This window comes from Desulfosporosinus sp. OT, assembly GCF_000224515.1.
GTDB lineage: Bacteria > Bacillota > Desulfitobacteriia > Desulfitobacteriales > Desulfitobacteriaceae > Desulfosporosinus.
Genome location: NZ_AGAF01000071.1, coordinates 13,293 through 31,107 on the forward strand (window position 1 = coordinate 13,293; position 17,815 = coordinate 31,107).

Consider the following 17,815-nt stretch of genomic DNA (forward strand, 5'->3'; position numbering starts at 1 on the left):
AATTAACATGGAATGAAACCACATTCTTCCAGGATTAGGTTGCCTTCCACTCCAGTTAATAGGTCAATAAAGGATTTGGCAAATTCTAAATAGCCCGTACTCTTAGCTATTCCAACAGCAAATTCAATAGGTTTACCATGGATAATTTCATTTTTCCCCGGAATTCTACTTTCTACAGAAACAGCAGCCTGATCATAAAAATTGGCATAAGCGGGACTAGAGAGATTAATCTTCGAGGGCAGGATGACATAGGGAAGCCCTAATTGTTCAGCCTGCGAGGAATACAGAAAGGCATAGTCAACCTTTCCCTTAAATAAAGCACCTGCAAGATCTAATGATTTAGGGTAAACAGAGTATGGTATACTAGCGGATTCCATGATTGCGCTCAGACCTGGCTTGTCATAAATTATTTCAGCCAATTGCCAAACCATGAGTGTTCTATAACCGCAGGGATCCAGATGATGGTTGGAGCGAGCAAAGCTCACTTGCGGCTTAAGTAAGATTTCCACCCAATTCTCTTGAGTAATCTGCTGGCTGCCCTTTGATGAGCGATCATAGCCAATAACAATTTGATCAGCAGCAAAAACAAAGTAGTTTTCTACCAGATCGGGTACCAGCAATTCCGCAAATAGTGCCTGGTCAGCTAAAGCAATGATGTCATATTTTTCTCCCGATAATAACCGTTTGGCAGCCTCTCTTGAACCAACTGCATTAGTCTCAAATTTAAGACCTGAGTTTTGTTTTGAAAATTGTTCTAAGCATTTCTCTACAACTTGCTCTAATGCACCTGCATGAATAATTCTAAAGGGTTTAGTTTTATTAGAATCTTTGATGATCTTCACCCCCCTTTCTTTTCGAACAGTGATTCTTCAAACTGGAAATAGGCTCGTAAAAAATTCTCTAACTTTGCTTTGTGTCGAGTTAGATACTTGGCCCATACCTTTAGAGACTCTTCTCCATGAGGAGTCAATTCGTAAAGTCGCCTACCGGGGCCTGACTCGCCGACTTCCCAATGGGATTTAATTAACCCATCTTTATCCATACGCCTTAGGTTTCGGTACACGGTTGCTGTGTCTGCTTCGCCGGTTCTAAAATCAGTTTCATTCAAGCGTTGAATTAATTCATACCCATGAGATGGCTTTTGCCCTAACAGGAGCAGTAGTTCAGCTTGGATAGAACGTTCTATAGGAATAGTCAACTCAAATTTACTTAAGATTTCTGCATTCATATGTTTACACCTCAGCTATTGTCACCATGCACATAGATTTATTATATCTTTATTCTACATCTATAACTATTATCCTCCTCATCAGCCCAGAAATCCTTGGAATTATTACTAAGCCTAGGCGAAGGCGGCAGCCTTAATCGCCAAAAAGGGTTATAACAAACTAGAATAAGTTTGTTATAACCCCTTTTTTTGTAAAGTATTTAACAGATTTTTTTGTCAATAGGATATAGACTTAACTTGTACATTACATCATATAAGGAGGTGGTATGATTGGAAAAAGTGTTTGTCGGCTGTTCAATGCTTGAGAATGAAATTGAACAAGTTATGAAAAAAATGGGCTTACAAAACAAGACAGTTTTTATAGATGCAGCACTGCATGTTAATTTAGATCGCTTAGAAGAGGCTGTCCGTCGAAGACTCGATGAAACTAGCCACATTGGTAAGCCTATTATTCTAGTAGGGAATAAATGTCACCCTGACATGGAATTGATTTCTCAAGAATACGATGGGCAAATTGTATCAAGGTGTAATTGTTTAGATCTCCTTCTTGGAGATAAGATGAAAGAGTTAGATAAGGAAGCCAATATTTTCTATATCACGAGCGGCTGGTTAGAGAAATGGAAAGAGATTTTCATAACCGGGCTAGGTTGGGATGAGATTGATGGCAGGCAAAATTTTGGTTTCTATGACAAAATACTATTGCTTGACTTGGGAACCCCTATTGACGACATGGATATGTTAGAATTCTTTGAATTTACCCAAGTACCTATCGAACTGTACCCAATCTCCTTAGATAATCTAGAACTAGAACTTAAAAAGCTTCTTGATATTGAATCCACCTAAATTCAAACTGCTGTCCTCGTAAAATTTATTACGTCCTAAAGACAGGGGCTGACTCAGTCTTTAGAATAGGCAATTATGGGATACGAAGGAGGTGAAAATAATGTTTGACGCTACTAAAAAAGATACTGCAATTGCTGCTTTAGCAGAACTCTGTCTTAAATGTGGAGATAAACATTCGGATGAATGTTACCTTGCCAAAGCAGTCGCTGCTGCAAAAGCAATTCCGACAGCATAATAAAGAATCATTTTTGATATTACATGCCTATCGCTATTTGAAAGGCTCATAACCAGTTAAGTCTGGGTATGAGCCTTTTTCCAGGTGATCCTTGATAAAGAATATGTCCGGCTATTATCTCTTTGTTTTCTCCACTTGAGTACAGAGCCAACTTTTTATTTCATCCGTAACGAGATTTTTATCTAATTGCCACTGCCAATTTCCATTGACCGTCCCTGGGATATTCATTCTGGCTTTCTCGCCTAATCCCAAAATATCTTGCATTGGTGTAATTACCCACACTGCTTGGCTCAAATAGACTTCCTCTATCAATTTGCGACACGCTTCTCTGTTCCTATCTGCAGGGTCCACACCGCTGCTGAGCAAGGCCCCTCCTTCTGCCACATGATTTTTTTCATACCAACCCAGCAAAGTATTGTTATCATGAGTTCCAGTATAATAGACAAAATTAGTTTCATGCTCCATCGAAATCTTTTCTAGAGGCGTGAACTGAAGGACCTTTATTCCAGGAAAACCAAAAATCTGTTTCAGACAATTGACTTCCGTAGTTATAACTCCTAAATCTTCAACAATTAGTGGGCATTTCTCGAATGTCTCAACCAGGCTTTCAAAAAATCGTTTCCCTGGTCCTTTCATCCAACGCCCCCTTTCTGCTGTTTCTTCTTGGGCATCAACCTCCCAATAGGCTTCAAAACCTCGGAAATGATCCAGACGAAGGTAATCAAACAGTTCTAACCCGAACTGTATTCGCTTTTTCCACCAATCATACTGAGTAACGTGCATAGCATCCCAGTCATAGACAGGATTTCCCCATAACTGGCCTGTCTTACTAAAATAGTCAGGTGGTACACCTACCGTTTTAGCAGGTCTTCCACACTTATCCAGCACAAATAAACTGCGGTTCACCCATACATCACAGCTATCGGCAGCAACAAAATGAGGTATATCGCCAATAAGTTGAACGCCTTTTGATTTGGCGTAAGTTTTTAAATTATCCCATTGAAAGTAAAAGGTATATTGTAAGAATTGGATGAAACCCATTTCTTCTAGCAGTTGCAAAGAATACTTAGACAACCCATCTTTCTCACGAGCAGCAATTCCTGGTTCCCAGTCATACCAGGGAATATCTCCGAAATGAGTCTTTAAGGCCCGGAAGAGAACATAATCATCAAGCCATTCTTTGGTTTTAGATTTAAAGCGCAAATAGTTTTCCAATGAAAGATAGCTGGACTTCTCAGAACCAGATAATCCTGTGGAGATTGACTCCAGTTGAGTCTTAAATTGCCGATAGGCTTCATTGAGTAATTCAAGTTTCAGCTCTTTAAAAGCTAGGGACAAGAGACTTTTTCGAAGGCCTAAACTCTTAATATGTTCGTATTTTTGATGGGTCACTGCAAAACTTAAAAGTCCTTCCCTGACCAAGTGATCGAGACTGATAAACATCGGGTTCCCGGCAAACACTGACTCACTTTGGTAGGGACAATCTCCCACTCCTGCAGGATTCAAAGGCAAAACCTGCCATAAAGATTGCTTGGAGTCCACTAAAAAATCAACAAACTCATATGCTTCATTCCCGAAATCTCCCAGCCCCCAAGAAGAGGGCAAAGAACTAATGTGCAATAAAACTCCGCACGAACGGTGAAGTTGCAAATTGTTAGGCAAGGTAGTTCTATTCAATAAAGCTCGTCCACATAGGGAGTTGATTGGCAAAGCATTTAATATTTCCGGAGCCAGCTTTTCTCCGTTGATTAAGTCAATCACAAAATTGGAATGGGTCAGCTCTGTCTCGAGATTCACTATTTTTATTTCCTCGGAATGACGATTGATGAGGATTATTATTTCTTCCTCGTTCCCTACCCGCCTAAAGCCATAAACATCTGGTTCATAGAAAAACGACCCAAAATCACCTGTCTGTAAAACTTCATATTCAGCGTGCAGGCGTAGGATTCGTCGATACCAATCCAAGATTTCTTGGTCTTCCTTACCCCAGGGATAGGTTCCTCGGTTATAAGGGTCAGGATACCCTTCCAAGCCTGCTTCATCACCATAATAGATACAAGGAACTCCAGGAAAGGTCATTTGCACTAAACTTAAAATTTTAAGCCGTTGCACAGCCAATTTTCGGGCAAAATTAGAAAGTTTGAAGTTCCTCTGCTCCGTAACTGACAAACTTTGTTCTGGCGGAGCAGCTCCTAAAAGAGTCAAGATTCGTGTCGTATCATGACTTCCGATAAGGTTCATGGCTGCATAGAAATTCTCGCGGGGATAATTTTCATACAAACTCATAACTTTTTGATGAAGGAGACAGGAATCACTTTGTCCGAGAATAAATTGCAGAAAGCTGGTGCGGAAAGGATAGTTCATCGTCCCATCCAGTTCATTTCCAAAAAAGTATTCGCGTTGTTTAGCATAGCTTATTTTATTGGAAGCATCTTCCCATACTTCCCCGATCAGAACTGCATTGGAGCAAATACGTTTAATCGCTTGCCGAAGTTCCTGAATAAACTCGTCTGGAAGCTCATCAGCAACATCCAACCGCCACCCAGCAACCCCCATGTTTAGCCACTTATTAATAACACTTTCTTCTGAACCATAAATAAACTGTCGATAAGAAGGGTTCATTTCGTTGACCTCAGGTAGGGAATCGACACCCCACCATGATTGATACTCTTGATGATCTGGTTTAAACTGATACCAATTATAATAGGGAGAGTCAATCGATTGATAAGCCCCTAAGCTTTGATAATTGCCATATTTATTAAAATAGACACTGTCACTCCCGGTATGACTGAAGACACCATCTAGGATAATTGAGATCCCATAGTGTCGGGCTGTGTCGATCAGTTGTTTAAAGACCGCATCATCTCCGTACATGGGATCAATCCGGTGATAATCGGCTGTGTCATACTTATGATTACTCGAGGCTTCAAAAATAGGATTAAAATAGAGTATGCTTATGCCTAATTCTTTAAAGTAGGGCAATTTTTCTAGGACTCCTTGCAGGGTTCCCCCAAAAAAGTCCCAATCAGTCACTCGCCCCAGCTCGTCCTTAATATAGATCGGCGGATCGGACCAATTAGCATGCAAGAGGGCATTTTTTCGTGGATAGATAGTGAATTTGTTTTCGTGCGCGCAATAAAATCGGTCGACAAAGATTTGATACATCGTCCCTTGTTTATACCACTTAGGCACCTCAACGGGCTTAAACACTGTAATTTGATACGAAGGAGGTTCTTGCTCCCAAAGTTGTCCTGTACCGCCCAGTCTTTCCGGGTTATTTCCATACAGATAAGTTTGCTCTCCTAAGCAAATCTCAAAATAGTACCAGATCAGCCCGGGGTTATCAGGTACTTTGTATTCAACCTCGAATAGTCTCTTATCCTCAATAGGTGTAGGCGTTTGATTCATGGATATAGGGATTTCCCGGTCTGTTTCCCAAAGACGAAGAACGCAGGTCTCAATTGGGACTGTCGAAAAAGTCTTTAAACGGAAGGTTATCCGCTGTCCACACATGACAGCACCAAACGGTTCACGGTAAAATAAATCGTGAGAATTATGATACGCATTGAACTCTATCATAATAATGATTCATAGATTTCGATATAAGCATTGGCGGATCTGTCCCAACCGAAATCGCTTGTTAAGGCATTCTGACGTAAATTGTTCCATAGTTGCTCTTCTTGATATAATTTCAAGGCATGCTGTACTGTAAATAGTAATTCATGAGCATTATAATTTAGAAAACTAAATCCGTTTCCAGTGCCATTTAGTTCATTATAGGGCATAACAGTGTCCTTTAAGCCTCCGGTTTCTCGAACAATAGGAATCGTTCCATAGCGCATGGCGATCATCTGAGAAATCCCACAGGGTTCAAAACGGGAGGGCATTAGAAACATGTCCGCTCCTGCATATATTTGATGCGCCAATTCATCTGAAAACTCTAATCTTATCGCCAGCTTCTCAGGATATTTTGAGGCGAAATAGCGTAACATTCTTTCATATTGAATTTCTCCCGTGCCGAGGATAACGATTTGAACATCTAGCTCAAGTATTTCTTCTATAACGTAGGACAAGAGATCCAGACCTTTCTGATCTACGAGTCGCGATACCATCCCAATTATTGCGCTATCACCGAGAACCGGTAGTCCAAAAATACTCTGTAAGTGCTTTTTGTTTTCTGCTTTGGCCAGCGGAAAATTGTTGTATGGCATGACAAGATAGGGGTCCTTATAGGGATCATAGACTTGATAGTCAATACCATTTAAGATACCCATCAAAAATTCGCTTCGCTTTCTTAAAAGCCCATCGAGGTTTTCCCCATAATAAGAATTCTGGATTTCCTGAGCATAAGTCGGACTCACTGTCGTAATTCGATCTGCATATATCAGCGCTGCCTTCATAAAATTAATTGCGCCATGAAATTCTAAGGCATCTTCCCTAAAGTACTCCATCCCGAGCCCGACAATGTCCCCAAGAACTTCCTTCGGGAAAATTCCCTGATATTTAAGGTTGTGAATCGTAAATACTGTTTTTATCGGGTAATAAAGGGGCTCTCGGTTATAAAATTCTTTGAGCATGAGGGGGATTAAAGCAGTATGCCAATCATGACAATGGATGATATCAGGTTTAAACCCCGGTATGTGAATTAAGCTTTCCAGTGCTGCTCGGGAAAAAAACGCAAATCGCTCTGCGTCATCATATTCCCCATAAACTCGTGGTCGCGAAAAGTAATACTCGTTGTCAATAAAATAATAATGAACCCCTTGGTAAACAATTTCATCTAAACCGCAATATTGTTTGCGCCAAGCGACTTGGACATCAAAATGGGCCAGGTGTTTAAACTCTCTGCGAAAATGTTCGGCAATGATGCTATATTTCGGCATAATAACTCGGACATCAACACCCTGTTTATGCAAAAAGGTTGGTAATGAGCCCCCTACTTCCCCCAGACCTCCTGTTTTAACGAAAGGATCTGCTTCAGTAATCATAAAGACAATTTTCATATGCTCCCACCTTTCAAATGTTAGATCACAGTTTTTTTGAGGACAACCAAAGGGTTATGTAAAGTTCCTTTTAAAATATTTTCTCCATTTACTTTTACCGATTTATCGAGAATTGCATAGTCAGTTTGCGCATTGGCATGAATATGACATTTCGGCAGGATTATGCTATTAGTTATTTTACATCCCTGTTCTAGCATCACACCTCGGAAAATAATTGAGTTCACTACTTCCCCTGCAATAGTGCAGCCACTTGCAATCAAAGAATTGGTGACCTTGGCTTGTGAAGTGTATTGAGTGGGTGGATTATCCTTAATTTTTGTATGGATCTGATCTACCCCCAACCATAATCTTCCGCGAACTTCTAAGTCTAATAGCTCCATACTCCGATCAAAGTAATCCTTAACCTTGCGAATCGTTCCAATCAACGAACAAGTTGGACTGCCATAGATTTTAAGGACTTTCAGATTTGTAGATAGTATATCCATTAAGTCAATACACCCTATTGAGCTATACTTTTCAATAATGTCCAACAAAATCGCGCGTCGTATGATTAACATATTTACAAAATAAGATTGAACAAGACTTTTCCTTTGTTGCCCTTTCTTATTATGAATAGTTGATACTTTGTGATCCTTTTCCATTTCCAAAAATATCTCATCTGTCAAATTACTAGAGTTATTCATGTTTTTATAAATCAAGGTTACGTCGGCATGCTTGTCGTTATGAAATTCAAGTGCATTCTTAAAATTTGTATTATATATCTGATTGCCACTACTAATGACAACATTTTCCGCAAAATCTTTGTCCAAGTACTCCATATTATTTTCCAAATCTTTAATACAAAATGTATGATTATTCCCTGTTAAACCATGGAAGACTCCAGGCAAAATAAACAATCCTCCATCTTTACGGTCTAGAAACCAAGCTTTACCAGCTCCCAAGTGATCAAGAAGAGGTCTATAATGGTGTGGGGTTACCAATCCAATGGTCCTTATTCCGGAGTTGACCATGCTAGATAACGCGAAATCAAGAATTCGATATCTTCCTCCGAAGGGGACGGCCGCTATTGGCCTTTCTGATGCAAGCCCTTGCAAGTTATCAGTTTCGCTATTAGCATAAATAATCCCTATAGCGTTTGACATCATCGCTCCCACCTTTCGAAATCTCCCGAGTCATTTAGACATTCTTACCAGCTTCAATAACGGAACCTTCTGTAATTATATGATTATCTTCAACAACTGTAATTCCCTCTTGATCCGAAGCGATATGTCCATCAGCACCGACAAAGCAGTGACGCATAATTTCCGCATTCTCTCCAACAATTGTTTTATGGATTATTGAGCCATCGTGAACCTTTACACAAGGTAATAAAATGGAATCTCTAATTTGCACCTCTTTCCCTACATAAACTCCAGGAGCAATGATTGAATTGCTCACCTTACCATGAATAATACACCCATTACAGACAAGACTGTTCTCAATCTCTGCTGTAGAGCCTACGAAGTGTGGTGGTAAGATATCTTCGTTAGAAAATATCCGAAACTTAGGATCAAAAATATTAAGGAAATGACCTTTTCTCAAGGACTCCATATTTGCTTGATAATAGCTTTCAATAGTACCGACATCTCGCCAATATCCTTGAAACTCGTACGCATAGACTCGTTTCCCTTGTTTAAGTTGCTGGGGGATAATATTTTTACCAAAGTCGTTTTGAGACTTATAATCCTCGGCATCAGCAATTAACGCTTGCTTAAGTGTTGACCAGTTAAAAACATACACTCCCATTGAAGCAAGATTACTCTCTGGCTGAGCAGGTTTTTCTGTAAACTCTGTTATTCGTGCATCCCCATCAACGGTTAGAAGACCGAACCGAGAAGCTTCCTCCCATGGAACTTGAACTGTAGCAATAGTAATTTCTGAATTTTTCTCCTTGTGAAACTTTAACATAAGGGTATAATCCATTTTATAGACATGATCCCCGGAAAGAATAAGCACATATTCAGGATCATAAAAATCAATAAATTCATAATTTTGGTATACGGCATTCGCTGTTCCGTTATACCAACTTCCTTCTTTTTCACCAAGAAAAGGGGGAAGAATATGAACACCACTATAAGGATTATCTAGGTCCCAAGCTGAACCCAAACCGATATAGGAATTAAGTAGAAAGGGCTTATATTGGATAAGAACACCGACCGTGTTAATGTGTGAATTTAAGCAGTTACTCAAGGTAAAGTCAATAATCCGGTACTTGCCACAGAATGAAACTGCGGGTTTGGCCCGTTTTCGAGTCAGACCACCTAATCTGCTTCCTTGTCCACCTGCTAAGAGCATCGCTACACATTCTTGCTTTCTCATACATATTTCCCCTCCTCTAAGTTATAAAATTGTTTTCATACTGACCCAACCTCTCAATAATTAATTAGGTGTAATGTTATTAACAGTGCGGTATCTTATTTTCCATATTTTGTCTGCATATTCTCGAATTGTTCTATCGCTTGAGAAGATTCCAGACTCCGCAATGTTAACTAAGGATATTCGATTCCAATCCTTCTGATTCATATGAAGTGTTTGGAGCTTTTGGTGCATTTCAATATAAGAAGTGAAATCCTTTAAGACAAAGTATTCATCGTTATAAATCATCAATGAATCGTACAACACCCTGAATTCTTCACCCATATTATCAAAAAATCCACTACTTAATTGGTCAACACACGTGCGGATATCGCAGTTGGCATGGTATTCATCCCAGGGTTTATATCCCCCATAACGAGTGTAGTTCAATACCTGTTCGGCTGTAAGTCCAAAGATGAAGATATTATCCTCGCCCACCGCCTCTTTAATTTCAACATTGGCACCGTCCAAGGTTCCTAAGGTAATGGCACCATTCATCATGAATTTCATATTTCCAGTACCCGAGGCCTCTTTACTAGCAGTGGATATTTGTTCACTAATATCTGCGGCAGGATAGATTAATTCGCCCTGAGTCACATTAAAATTCTCTAAAAATACAACCTTTAGTTTTTGTTTAACTTGTGGATCATGCTCAATCTTCTGACTCAGAGCATTAATAAGCTTAATCACAGTTTTTGCATAATGGTAGCCCGGCGCTGCTTTTCCACCAAATATGAAGGTATAGGAGTCTGTCAAAGAATCCGGGTCGTTTAGAGCCTTGTTGTACATGTGCATAATCTTCAGCACATTAAGCAATTGTCTTTTATAGGCATGTATGCGCTTCACCTGAACGTCGAAAATTGATAAAGGGTCTAGGATAAGCCCCTGTTTTGTCTTAACACTTTCGGCTAAGCGGCATTTGTTTTCGTATTTAACTTTCGCGATCTGTTCCAAAAAGTTACTATCGTCCTTTAATCCATGAAGTTTCTTCAGTTCACAAGCATCTTCCTTCCAGTTGGAACCGATCGCCTCGGTTATTAGATGAGACAATTTTGGATTCGCTGCCAACAGAAATCTCCGATGACTAACACCATTTGTTTTATTATTAAATTTATAACCAAAAATGCGATAATAGTCTTTAAAGACTTCTTTCTTCAGAATTTGGGTGTGTAATTTGGCGACACCGTTTACTGATGAGCTCCCGATCACAGCTAGATTCGCCATCCGGACGTACCCATCTCTGAGAATCTGAGTGTTTTGGATAACCACTTCATCGTCTAGAAAGCGTCGCGTTAAGTCTTTCACAAATCTTCGATCTATTTCCTCAATGATCATATAGATCCTAGGCAAAAGGTTTTTAAACAGGTCAATGGGCCATTTTTCCATTGCTTCGGGCATAATCGTATGATTAGTAAATGACAGGGTGTTGACGGTGATATTCCAAGCCTCATCCCAGTCCATCTCTTCTTCATCAATCAAGATACGCATCAACTCAGGGATACACAACACTGGATGAGTATCATTAATATGGACAGAAACCCGGCGCGAAAAGTTTTGCAATGAACCGCAATTGTTCTTCTTTTTATAACTTCGCACGATTGATCCTAACCCAGCGGCTACAAAAAAGTATTCTTGTTTAAGCCTTAACTCTCTTCCCGCCCGACTACTATCATCTGGATACAGAATATATGAAATAGCCTCAACCTCAGATTTAAAGTTTGTAGCTTGTTTAAACTCCCCGCGATTGAAACAGCTCAAGTCAAGTTCTCCACATAACGCTTCTGCACTCCACAAGCGTAAGTTATTAATATAAAAAGGATTATCATAGCTCATAATCGGGACATCATAAGGTACAGCGAGAACCGGTTCATAATTTTCGTGATAAAACCTCATTCGCTCATTTTCAAGCTCAATGCGTACGTTTCCTTTGAATTTCACAATAATCGATTTATTAGGCTTACGAAGTTCCCAAGGGTAACCATTTTTAAGCCAGTTATCGGCTACCTCAACCTGATTTCCTCCAACAATCTTTTGTTCAAACAAACCATACTTATAGCGAATCCCATTTCCGTGTCCCTCGATCCCTAAGAACGCCATTGAGTCAAGGAAACAGGCAGCCAATCGCCCCAAACCCCCGTTGCCCAGCCCTGGATCGGCTTCTTGTTCTAACAGATCATCAAGATTGATATTCAACTCGGCCAAACCTTCTCTTACAAGATCCTCAATTTTGAAATTAACCAAATAGTTGAGAAGGAGTCTGCCAATGAGAAATTCCATCGAAAAATAATAGATTTGTTTGCCTTGGGACATAGAATTTTTATAGATAGCCCGATTAAAACTCATCTTCTCTTTGAGCAATACAACCAATGCACTAAATTTGTCCCAAGGGCTTGCTTCATCTTGAGTGATCCCCTCCCCTTCCATCAACTTCATCAAATAGGCCCGCTTAAAGCTTTCTTTATCTGTAAACATACTGTTGGTTCCTCCAATACTTTACTGTTTAACTTGGGTTTCAAGATGATCATTGCTAAAGGAGCAACGTTAATTGTTACAGAAGACTTATGTCCATGCCATGGGATTTTTTCGCTCAAGAGCAACAAGTGATTGACTTGATCGTTACCCCCATAAATTTCCTGCTCGGAATTAAATATTTCTTGATAAATTCCCTCGTAGGGAACGCCCATGCGAAACTTCTCGTAACTAATGGGTTGAAAATTGATTAAGATGATCAGAAAATTGGTAGCTTTACGAGCCTTTCGACAGAATATTAAGATACTCTGTTGCTTGTTATTGACATCGATCCATTCAAAACCCGACCAATCATCGTCGTTTTCCCACAGAGCAGTTTCTCGTTGGTATAGCTGATTCATCGAGCTCACGAAACTCTGATACTTTTTATGCATCTCATACTCTAAGATAAACCAATCCAATTCAGCATCATAACGCCATTCAATAAACTGGGCAAACTCCCCACCCATAAACATTAATTTTTTACCTGGATGACACATCCAGTATCCATATAAACTTCTTAAACCCGCAAATTTTTGTCTGTAATCGCCCGGCATTCTATCTAATAATGACTTTTTGCCATGAACAACCTCATCATGAGAAAGAGGAAGAACAAAATTCTCGGAAAAAGCATAAGTCAAGGAGAAAGTCAATAAGTGGTGATTGTCTTTACGCAAGGGAAAATCAAGACTCATATAACGTAAAGTATCGTTCATCCAACCCATATTCCATTTAAAATTATAGCCAAGTCCATCCACGTAAGGAGGATAAGTAACGAGTGGCCAGTCGGTCGATTCTTCAGCGATCATCAAGCTCCCAGGGAAATATCGAAAAATTACTTCATTTAATTTTTGCATAAAAGCTATAGACTGAAGGTTCTCTCTCCCCCCATAAATGTTGCGTTTTTTTGAAGGAGTATTTTTTTCATAATCAAAAAAAAGCATACTGCTTACCCCATCAACTCGCAGCCCATCGACGTGATATTTGTCAAACCAGAACATCGCGTTGGAGATGAGATAGCTCCAAACTTCAGTTTTCGCAAAGTTAAAGTTATAGGTTCCCCATTGTTCGTTTTCATCGTATTCATAAACTGCCGTACCATTGAATTGACCTAAACCATGAGCATCTTTACAAAAATGACCTGGTACCCAGTCTAAAATAACCCCTATCCCAGCTTGATGACACTGATTCACAAAATACATGAAATCGTGAGGGCTACCGAATCTGCTCGTACATGAGTAATATCCGGTCACTTGATATCCCCACGAACCATCAAAGGGATGTTCCATAATAGGCATTAATTCAAGATGGGTATAGCCCATTTTACGCACATAGTCTACCAACTCTACAGCCAGAGTTCGCCAAGTATAATAGGTTCCGTCCTCTTTTCTTTTCCATGAACCTAAATGAACTTCATAGATCAAAAGAGGCATCTCGGTTACCTTATCCCCTTTTTTTTGTTCTATCCAAGATTGATCCTGCCAATTAAAACCCTCGAGCGAATAAACAATCGAGGCGGTTGCAGGCCTCAACTCTGAGAAAAAAGCATAGGGATCGGATTTCAAAAAAACTTGTTTGTTCTTCGTATGGATTTCATATTTGTATAACTGCCCAAGGAGGACTTTCGGCACAAATAAGGTCCACACCCCGCTATTTCCTATTTCCACCATCGAGCTATTTACAGAACACCAATTATTAAACTCTCCTACCAGGCAAACCTTCAGCGCTTCAGGCACCCAAACTGCAAAATGCGTCCCATAAACACCTGCACATTCAATGATATGCGCGCCGAGTTTAAAATAGCTGTGGAACATTTCTCCACGGTTAAAAAGATATAGTTCATCTTGATCAAGAAAGCACTTCTTGTCCATTACATCATCACTACCTCTTACTCTGTTCCAATTGCTATATCAAAGTAACTATTCTCTTCGACAATTGCATTTCCTTCCAGCTTATGTAAATAATTTGCTGACAAGTTTCGCACGTCTGAGGAAATTTACCCTCAGTCAGAAGCGGGGGAAACGAAAGTGCCTGTTGATTGGAGAAGGCCAGCTAATTAATTGTTCTGTTTCGCTGGCCGTAGGTCCAGCATTATGGAGAATATACGGTACACCGTCTGGGCGACGTTTGTCGGAGACAATCGCTATATGTTCATAAGGCTGCTCAAAGGTAACGATATCTCCAGCCTGCCAAAATTGAAGATTTTTTTCATCCCCTGGTTTTATCTCTAAGGTTAGTTCCTGGGCATGGCGGTGAAAGAAGACGAGGAGATTAGCAACTCTTCGGAAGTCAATATTCGAGTCTGGGTTTCCCTCTACACGTGGGTAATTTGCCAAGTTGTTTCGTATATCCTTATCTACTAAAGTCCTTAAGTCATAGCCCGCATCTCGCAAAGCTCTTCCAACGACATCTGTACATACCCCTTCAGTTTCTGGTGGATAACCTCCTTGGTAATAAGCACTGCGATACTGGGGTTTCCGTCGAATTTCTGCTTTGGCACCGGCCAGGATATCTCTTAAATCGTCCAAGCCATCACCGTCCTTATCGACGGGACAAGAGATGGGTAAAATCTTTATGGACGGACCAGGAAGAAAATCAACATAAGACCAATATCTCGAGAACCCTATCACAGTCGAGATAATAATGAGGAGAGCTATAAAGGCTATGACAACAACGTTAGTTGTTCCCTTTTTCATAGGTTTTCACCACCCAGATGAGACTATTAAAATTATTTCTTAGTAATGTAACATTCAAATCCTTTCATACGTATTAAGGTGTAGAGATCGACAAACAGCAGCTAGCATTTGATTCCAAGAGGCTGAAAAACGATCAAAAGGGAGGAAAAATATGTCTAAAAACTTGTATCGATCCAGTCAGAATAAACAACTCGGTGGGGTGTGCGGAGGTTTGGCCGAGTACTTAGAAATTGACCCCAGCCTCGTCCGGATTGCTGGAATTCTGCTTCTCTTTGTAGCAGGAACTGGATTTTTAGCTTATCTTGTTGCTTGGCTTGTCATTCCTTTGGATACTAAGAACTGACAATAGTATATATAGGGCTGTTCTAAAATACTCATGCTTTCTAGTGTTCAACCCACATATAGAAGAGGGTCATCATTAGTCCCTAATAATGAAATAAAGTGCAAAAGCTTCTGTCTTACTTAAAAGCTTTGCACTTTATTTTTATAGCTGGATATCTCTTTAACGTTCTGTTAAACGTTTGATCGTCATCTGCTTTTGTAGCTTATTACACGTTCATTTCTATTTTACAATGAGTACAGAACATTTTGCCTTGTGAAGGACGTGTTGACTGACACTACCTAACAAGGAACCAGCAATCGCCCCGTAACCATGAGTCCCCATGACGATCAAGTCAATGTTCTCATTTTCAGCTTCGCTTATGATAACGTCCGCTGGTTTTTTCCCTTGCATTTGTTTCTTAACCAAGGTGACATCACTAATATCAATTCCCTTAAGTGTGGCTGCTAAGGCATGTTCACCTTCTTGTTCAATTAGTTCCGGCGCAATTATATAGCTATTAACACTAGAGTCATACACTATCGGTAGGTGCGTAACGAACAGAAGCTCAACTTCCGCGTTAAATTTCCGAGCAAGCTCCAATGCAGTTGTTAATGCTCGTCGTGAATACTCTGAAGCATCAGTTGCCACCAATATTTTGTTCAATATAAACTCCTCCTCATATTTCATCATTTCTGACCTATTCGACGTAATTAAGTTAATATCCTTCTTGATCAAACAATTATAATAAATTAATTGTAATAATATTTACAGAAACAGATAACTCACGCACTTATGTTCTTAATTTTGGATTTGCTTGGGCTTTGACTAACAGTTTTGGTTTAAACTTATAGTTCCCTGCTGCATCATAAACATTTTAAAATAAAGTCCTTCTTTAAGTAAAAGGTCTGAATGAGTACCTCGTTCCACAATCTTCCCTCGGTAAAGAACCAAGATGAGATCGGCATCCTGAATTGTCGAAAGTCGATGAGCAATGGCAATCGTTGTTCGGCCTTTGCGCATTTTGGCGAGTGCCGTTTGAATTGCTTCTTCTGTCTCCGTATCCACACTGGCTGTTGCTTCATCCAAAACGAGTATTTTTGGGTTACCTGCGATTGTTCGAGCAAAACAAATGAGTTGACGCTGTCCGCTCGATAAAGTTGCCCCCCGTTCTCCAATCGGTTCTTTGAATCCCTGCGGAAGCTTGCCAATGAATTCATCCGCCTGGACAAATGAAGCCGCTTCGCTTATCTCTTGTACATTGACGGTAGGTCTGGAAAGTGCAATATTTTTGGCAATATCTCCCACGAACAAAAATGGGTCCTGGGATACAAGCCCAACGTTTGTGCGTAGTTCATCATTGGAGAACTCGGACAAAGATACTCCGTCAATGAGGATTTCACCGCGCGTAACAGGATAAAAACGCATAAGGAGATTTGCAACCGTACTTTTGCCACTTCCCGTATGTCCAACCAAAGCTACGGTCTGCCCAGGGTAGGCAGTGAATGAGATGTTTTGCAAGACATCTGTCGGACCGTCCGAGGAACCGTCATAAGAAAAACTAACGTTCTTAAATTCAATCAGACCGTTTTGAATCGCGGGAGGCCCGGCAGTGTTTACTTCACCAGTCACGCGATCATCATCCAAAAGCTCAAAGACCCGTTCGGCAGCAACAAAAGACTGTTGAAACTGTGACAAGCGTTGCATCATCGTGTTGACCGGTTCAAAAAAGCGATCCAAATAGTTGATAAAGGCATAGAGTACCCCGATTTCTATCGGCCCCTTTAACGATTGGAATCCAAAGAAATTCAATACAAGGATGAGAGCAAAGGTGTAAATTAAATCAACCGCCGGACGAACAAAAAGGCTCTCTAAGCGGATGTTCGTAATGGCTGCCTGATAATAGGCATTGTTAATGGTCGCAAACTCTTCTCTGAAGCGCTTCTCCTGGCGCATTGCCTGTACAATACTCATCCCTTGAATGGATTCGTTCAGTTTGGCATTGAGGCGACTTAATTCCTGACGCATGGTACGATATACTTGCGTACTAACTCTTCGATACGCATACATCAGGCCAAGAATGGCTGGAATTAACACAAGGCAAAAGGCAGCCAACCGAATATCTAAACTGAACATGGCAATAAAAATGCCAATTAGAAAGACAAAATTTTGGACAAGTGCCACCAGAACTCCGACAAACAATTCTTTGATTGCTTCGGTGTCATTTGTAATGCGAGATACTAAAGCGCCGGTCGGGGTTTTGTCGAAAACTTCAAGCCTGAGGTGCTGAACATGGCTAAAGACATCGACTCGTAACTGCTGAATCACTTTTAAGGCAATCTGATTGAACCTTACTAACTGACGGTAATGCAGTCCCACAGAAAGAAAATGAAGTCCTAAATACCCTCCCCCTAGGAGTATTAAAGCCTGCCGGTCAAATGAACGCGGTACTAAATGGCGATCGAGAAAGATTTTAACTAGGATTGGGCCGACAACATCGGCAAAGGTAGCTAGTAATAAGACGACAGAAGCAACCTTTAACGCTTTGTAGTGGGGGGTGAGATATCTGAGTAAACGCCTAATCACCAC

At 40.3% G+C, this 17,815-nt stretch carries 14 protein-coding genes; 3 read left to right on the plus strand and 11 right to left on the minus strand.

The features are described 5' to 3' along the window. Positions 1-2: 2 nt before the first annotated feature. Positions 3-842, minus strand: coding sequence for an extracellular solute-binding protein (locus tag DOT_RS06475; protein ID WP_009615783.1), 840 nt, complete (start codon positions 840-842; stop codon positions 3-5). Next, a complete protein-coding gene (locus DOT_RS06480) occupies positions 839-1,228 on the minus strand; it encodes a PadR family transcriptional regulator (protein ID WP_009615785.1) in 390 nt (129 codons plus the stop codon). Before DOT_RS06480 ends, DOT_RS06475 begins: the two co-directional genes overlap by 4 nt. Before the next feature lie 279 nt (positions 1,229-1,507). On the opposite strand from DOT_RS06480, the gene DOT_RS06485 reads away from it, so the two are divergent. Together DOT_RS06485 and DOT_RS32290 are read left to right on the plus strand one after the other, a co-directional pair. Beyond that, positions 1,508-2,071 carry a DUF1638 domain-containing protein gene (locus DOT_RS06485; RefSeq protein WP_242833784.1) on the plus strand — a complete coding sequence of 188 codons (564 nt, stop codon included), beginning with the start codon at positions 1,508-1,510 and terminating at the stop codon, positions 2,069-2,071. 100 nt (positions 2,072-2,171) lie between these two features. After that, positions 2,172-2,306, plus strand: coding sequence for a hypothetical protein (locus tag DOT_RS32290; protein WP_009615789.1), 135 nt, complete (start codon positions 2,172-2,174; stop codon positions 2,304-2,306). A gap of 114 nt (positions 2,307-2,420) precedes the next feature. Here DOT_RS32290 and DOT_RS06490 read toward each other — a convergent pair whose 3' ends face one another. From DOT_RS06490 to DOT_RS06520, 7 genes are all read right to left on the minus strand, one after another. Further along, a complete protein-coding gene (locus DOT_RS06490; RefSeq protein ID WP_040411424.1) occupies positions 2,421-5,885 on the minus strand; it encodes a bifunctional glycogen debranching protein GlgX/4-alpha-glucanotransferase in 3,465 nt (1,154 codons plus the stop codon). After that, positions 5,882-7,309 (minus strand): glycogen synthase GlgA, encoded by a 1,428-nt coding sequence (gene glgA, locus DOT_RS06495; protein ID WP_009615794.1) that lies wholly within the window; start codon positions 7,307-7,309, stop codon positions 5,882-5,884. Before glgA ends, DOT_RS06490 begins: the two co-directional genes overlap by 4 nt. A gap of 20 nt (positions 7,310-7,329) precedes the next feature. Beyond that, positions 7,330-8,451, minus strand: a complete 1,122-nt coding sequence (gene glgD, locus DOT_RS06500) for a glucose-1-phosphate adenylyltransferase subunit GlgD (protein ID WP_040411426.1) — start codon at positions 8,449-8,451, stop codon at positions 7,330-7,332. 34 nt (positions 8,452-8,485) lie between these two features. Further along, positions 8,486-9,667: a glucose-1-phosphate adenylyltransferase gene (locus DOT_RS06505; protein WP_009615798.1), complete on the minus strand. Its 1,182-nt coding sequence runs from the start codon at positions 9,665-9,667 to the stop codon at positions 8,486-8,488. Between the two features lie 60 nt (positions 9,668-9,727). Continuing rightward, the gene (locus tag DOT_RS06510) at positions 9,728-12,175 is read right to left on the minus strand and encodes a glycogen/starch/alpha-glucan phosphorylase (RefSeq protein WP_040411428.1); all 2,448 of its coding nucleotides are present in this window, start codon (positions 12,173-12,175) and stop codon (positions 9,728-9,730) included. Next, positions 12,136-14,082, minus strand: a complete 1,947-nt coding sequence (gene glgB / locus DOT_RS06515; RefSeq protein WP_009615801.1) for a 1,4-alpha-glucan branching protein GlgB — start codon at positions 14,080-14,082, stop codon at positions 12,136-12,138. Before glgB ends, DOT_RS06510 begins: the two co-directional genes overlap by 40 nt. Positions 14,083-14,217: 135 nt before the next feature. Next, positions 14,218-14,907 carry a DUF1287 domain-containing protein gene (locus DOT_RS06520; protein WP_009615802.1) on the minus strand — a complete coding sequence of 230 codons (690 nt, stop codon included), beginning with the start codon at positions 14,905-14,907 and terminating at the stop codon, positions 14,218-14,220. A 151-nt stretch (positions 14,908-15,058) separates the two neighbouring features. Between DOT_RS06520 and DOT_RS06525 the strand changes: the two genes are divergently transcribed. Further along, positions 15,059-15,250, plus strand: a complete 192-nt coding sequence (locus DOT_RS06525) for a PspC domain-containing protein (RefSeq protein ID WP_009615803.1) — start codon at positions 15,059-15,061, stop codon at positions 15,248-15,250. Between the two features lie 219 nt (positions 15,251-15,469). On the opposite strand, the gene DOT_RS06530 is transcribed toward DOT_RS06525, so the two are convergent. Both DOT_RS06530 and DOT_RS06535 read right to left on the minus strand, forming a co-directional pair. Next, complete coding sequence (locus DOT_RS06530; protein WP_139024151.1) at positions 15,470-15,895, minus strand: universal stress protein; 426 nt, start codon at positions 15,893-15,895, stop codon at positions 15,470-15,472. A 159-nt stretch (positions 15,896-16,054) separates the two neighbouring features. Further along, positions 16,055-17,815, minus strand: a complete 1,761-nt coding sequence (locus tag DOT_RS06535; RefSeq protein ID WP_040411430.1) for an ABC transporter transmembrane domain-containing protein — start codon at positions 17,813-17,815, stop codon at positions 16,055-16,057.

What these genes read in the sequence shown, in the direction of transcription:
- DOT_RS06510 (WP_040411428.1), bottom strand. Translation starts at nt 12,175, where the DNA reads ATGTTTACAGATAAAGAAAGCTTTAAGCGGGCCTATTTGATGAAGTTG.
- glgD (WP_040411426.1), bottom strand. Translation starts at nt 8,451, where the DNA reads ATGTCAAACGCTATAGGGATTATTTATGCTAATAGCGAAACTGATAAC.
- DOT_RS06505 (WP_009615798.1), bottom strand. Translation starts at nt 9,667, where the DNA reads ATGAGAAAGCAAGAATGTGTAGCGATGCTCTTAGCAGGTGGACAAGGA.
- DOT_RS06525 (WP_009615803.1), top strand. Translation starts at nt 15,059, where the DNA reads ATGTCTAAAAACTTGTATCGATCCAGTCAGAATAAACAACTCGGTGGG.
- DOT_RS32290 (WP_009615789.1), top strand. Translation starts at nt 2,172, where the DNA reads ATGTTTGACGCTACTAAAAAAGATACTGCAATTGCTGCTTTAGCAGAA.
- glgB (WP_009615801.1), bottom strand. Translation starts at nt 14,082, where the DNA reads ATGGACAAGAAGTGCTTTCTTGATCAAGATGAACTATATCTTTTTAAC.
- glgA (WP_009615794.1), bottom strand. Translation starts at nt 7,309, where the DNA reads ATGAAAATTGTCTTTATGATTACTGAAGCAGATCCTTTCGTTAAAACA.
- DOT_RS06490 (WP_040411424.1), bottom strand. Translation starts at nt 5,885, where the DNA reads ATGATAGAGTTCAATGCGTATCATAATTCTCACGATTTATTTTACCGT.
- DOT_RS06520 (WP_009615802.1), bottom strand. Translation starts at nt 14,907, where the DNA reads ATGAAAAAGGGAACAACTAACGTTGTTGTCATAGCCTTTATAGCTCTC.
- DOT_RS06480 (WP_009615785.1), bottom strand. Translation starts at nt 1,228, where the DNA reads ATGAATGCAGAAATCTTAAGTAAATTTGAGTTGACTATTCCTATAGAA.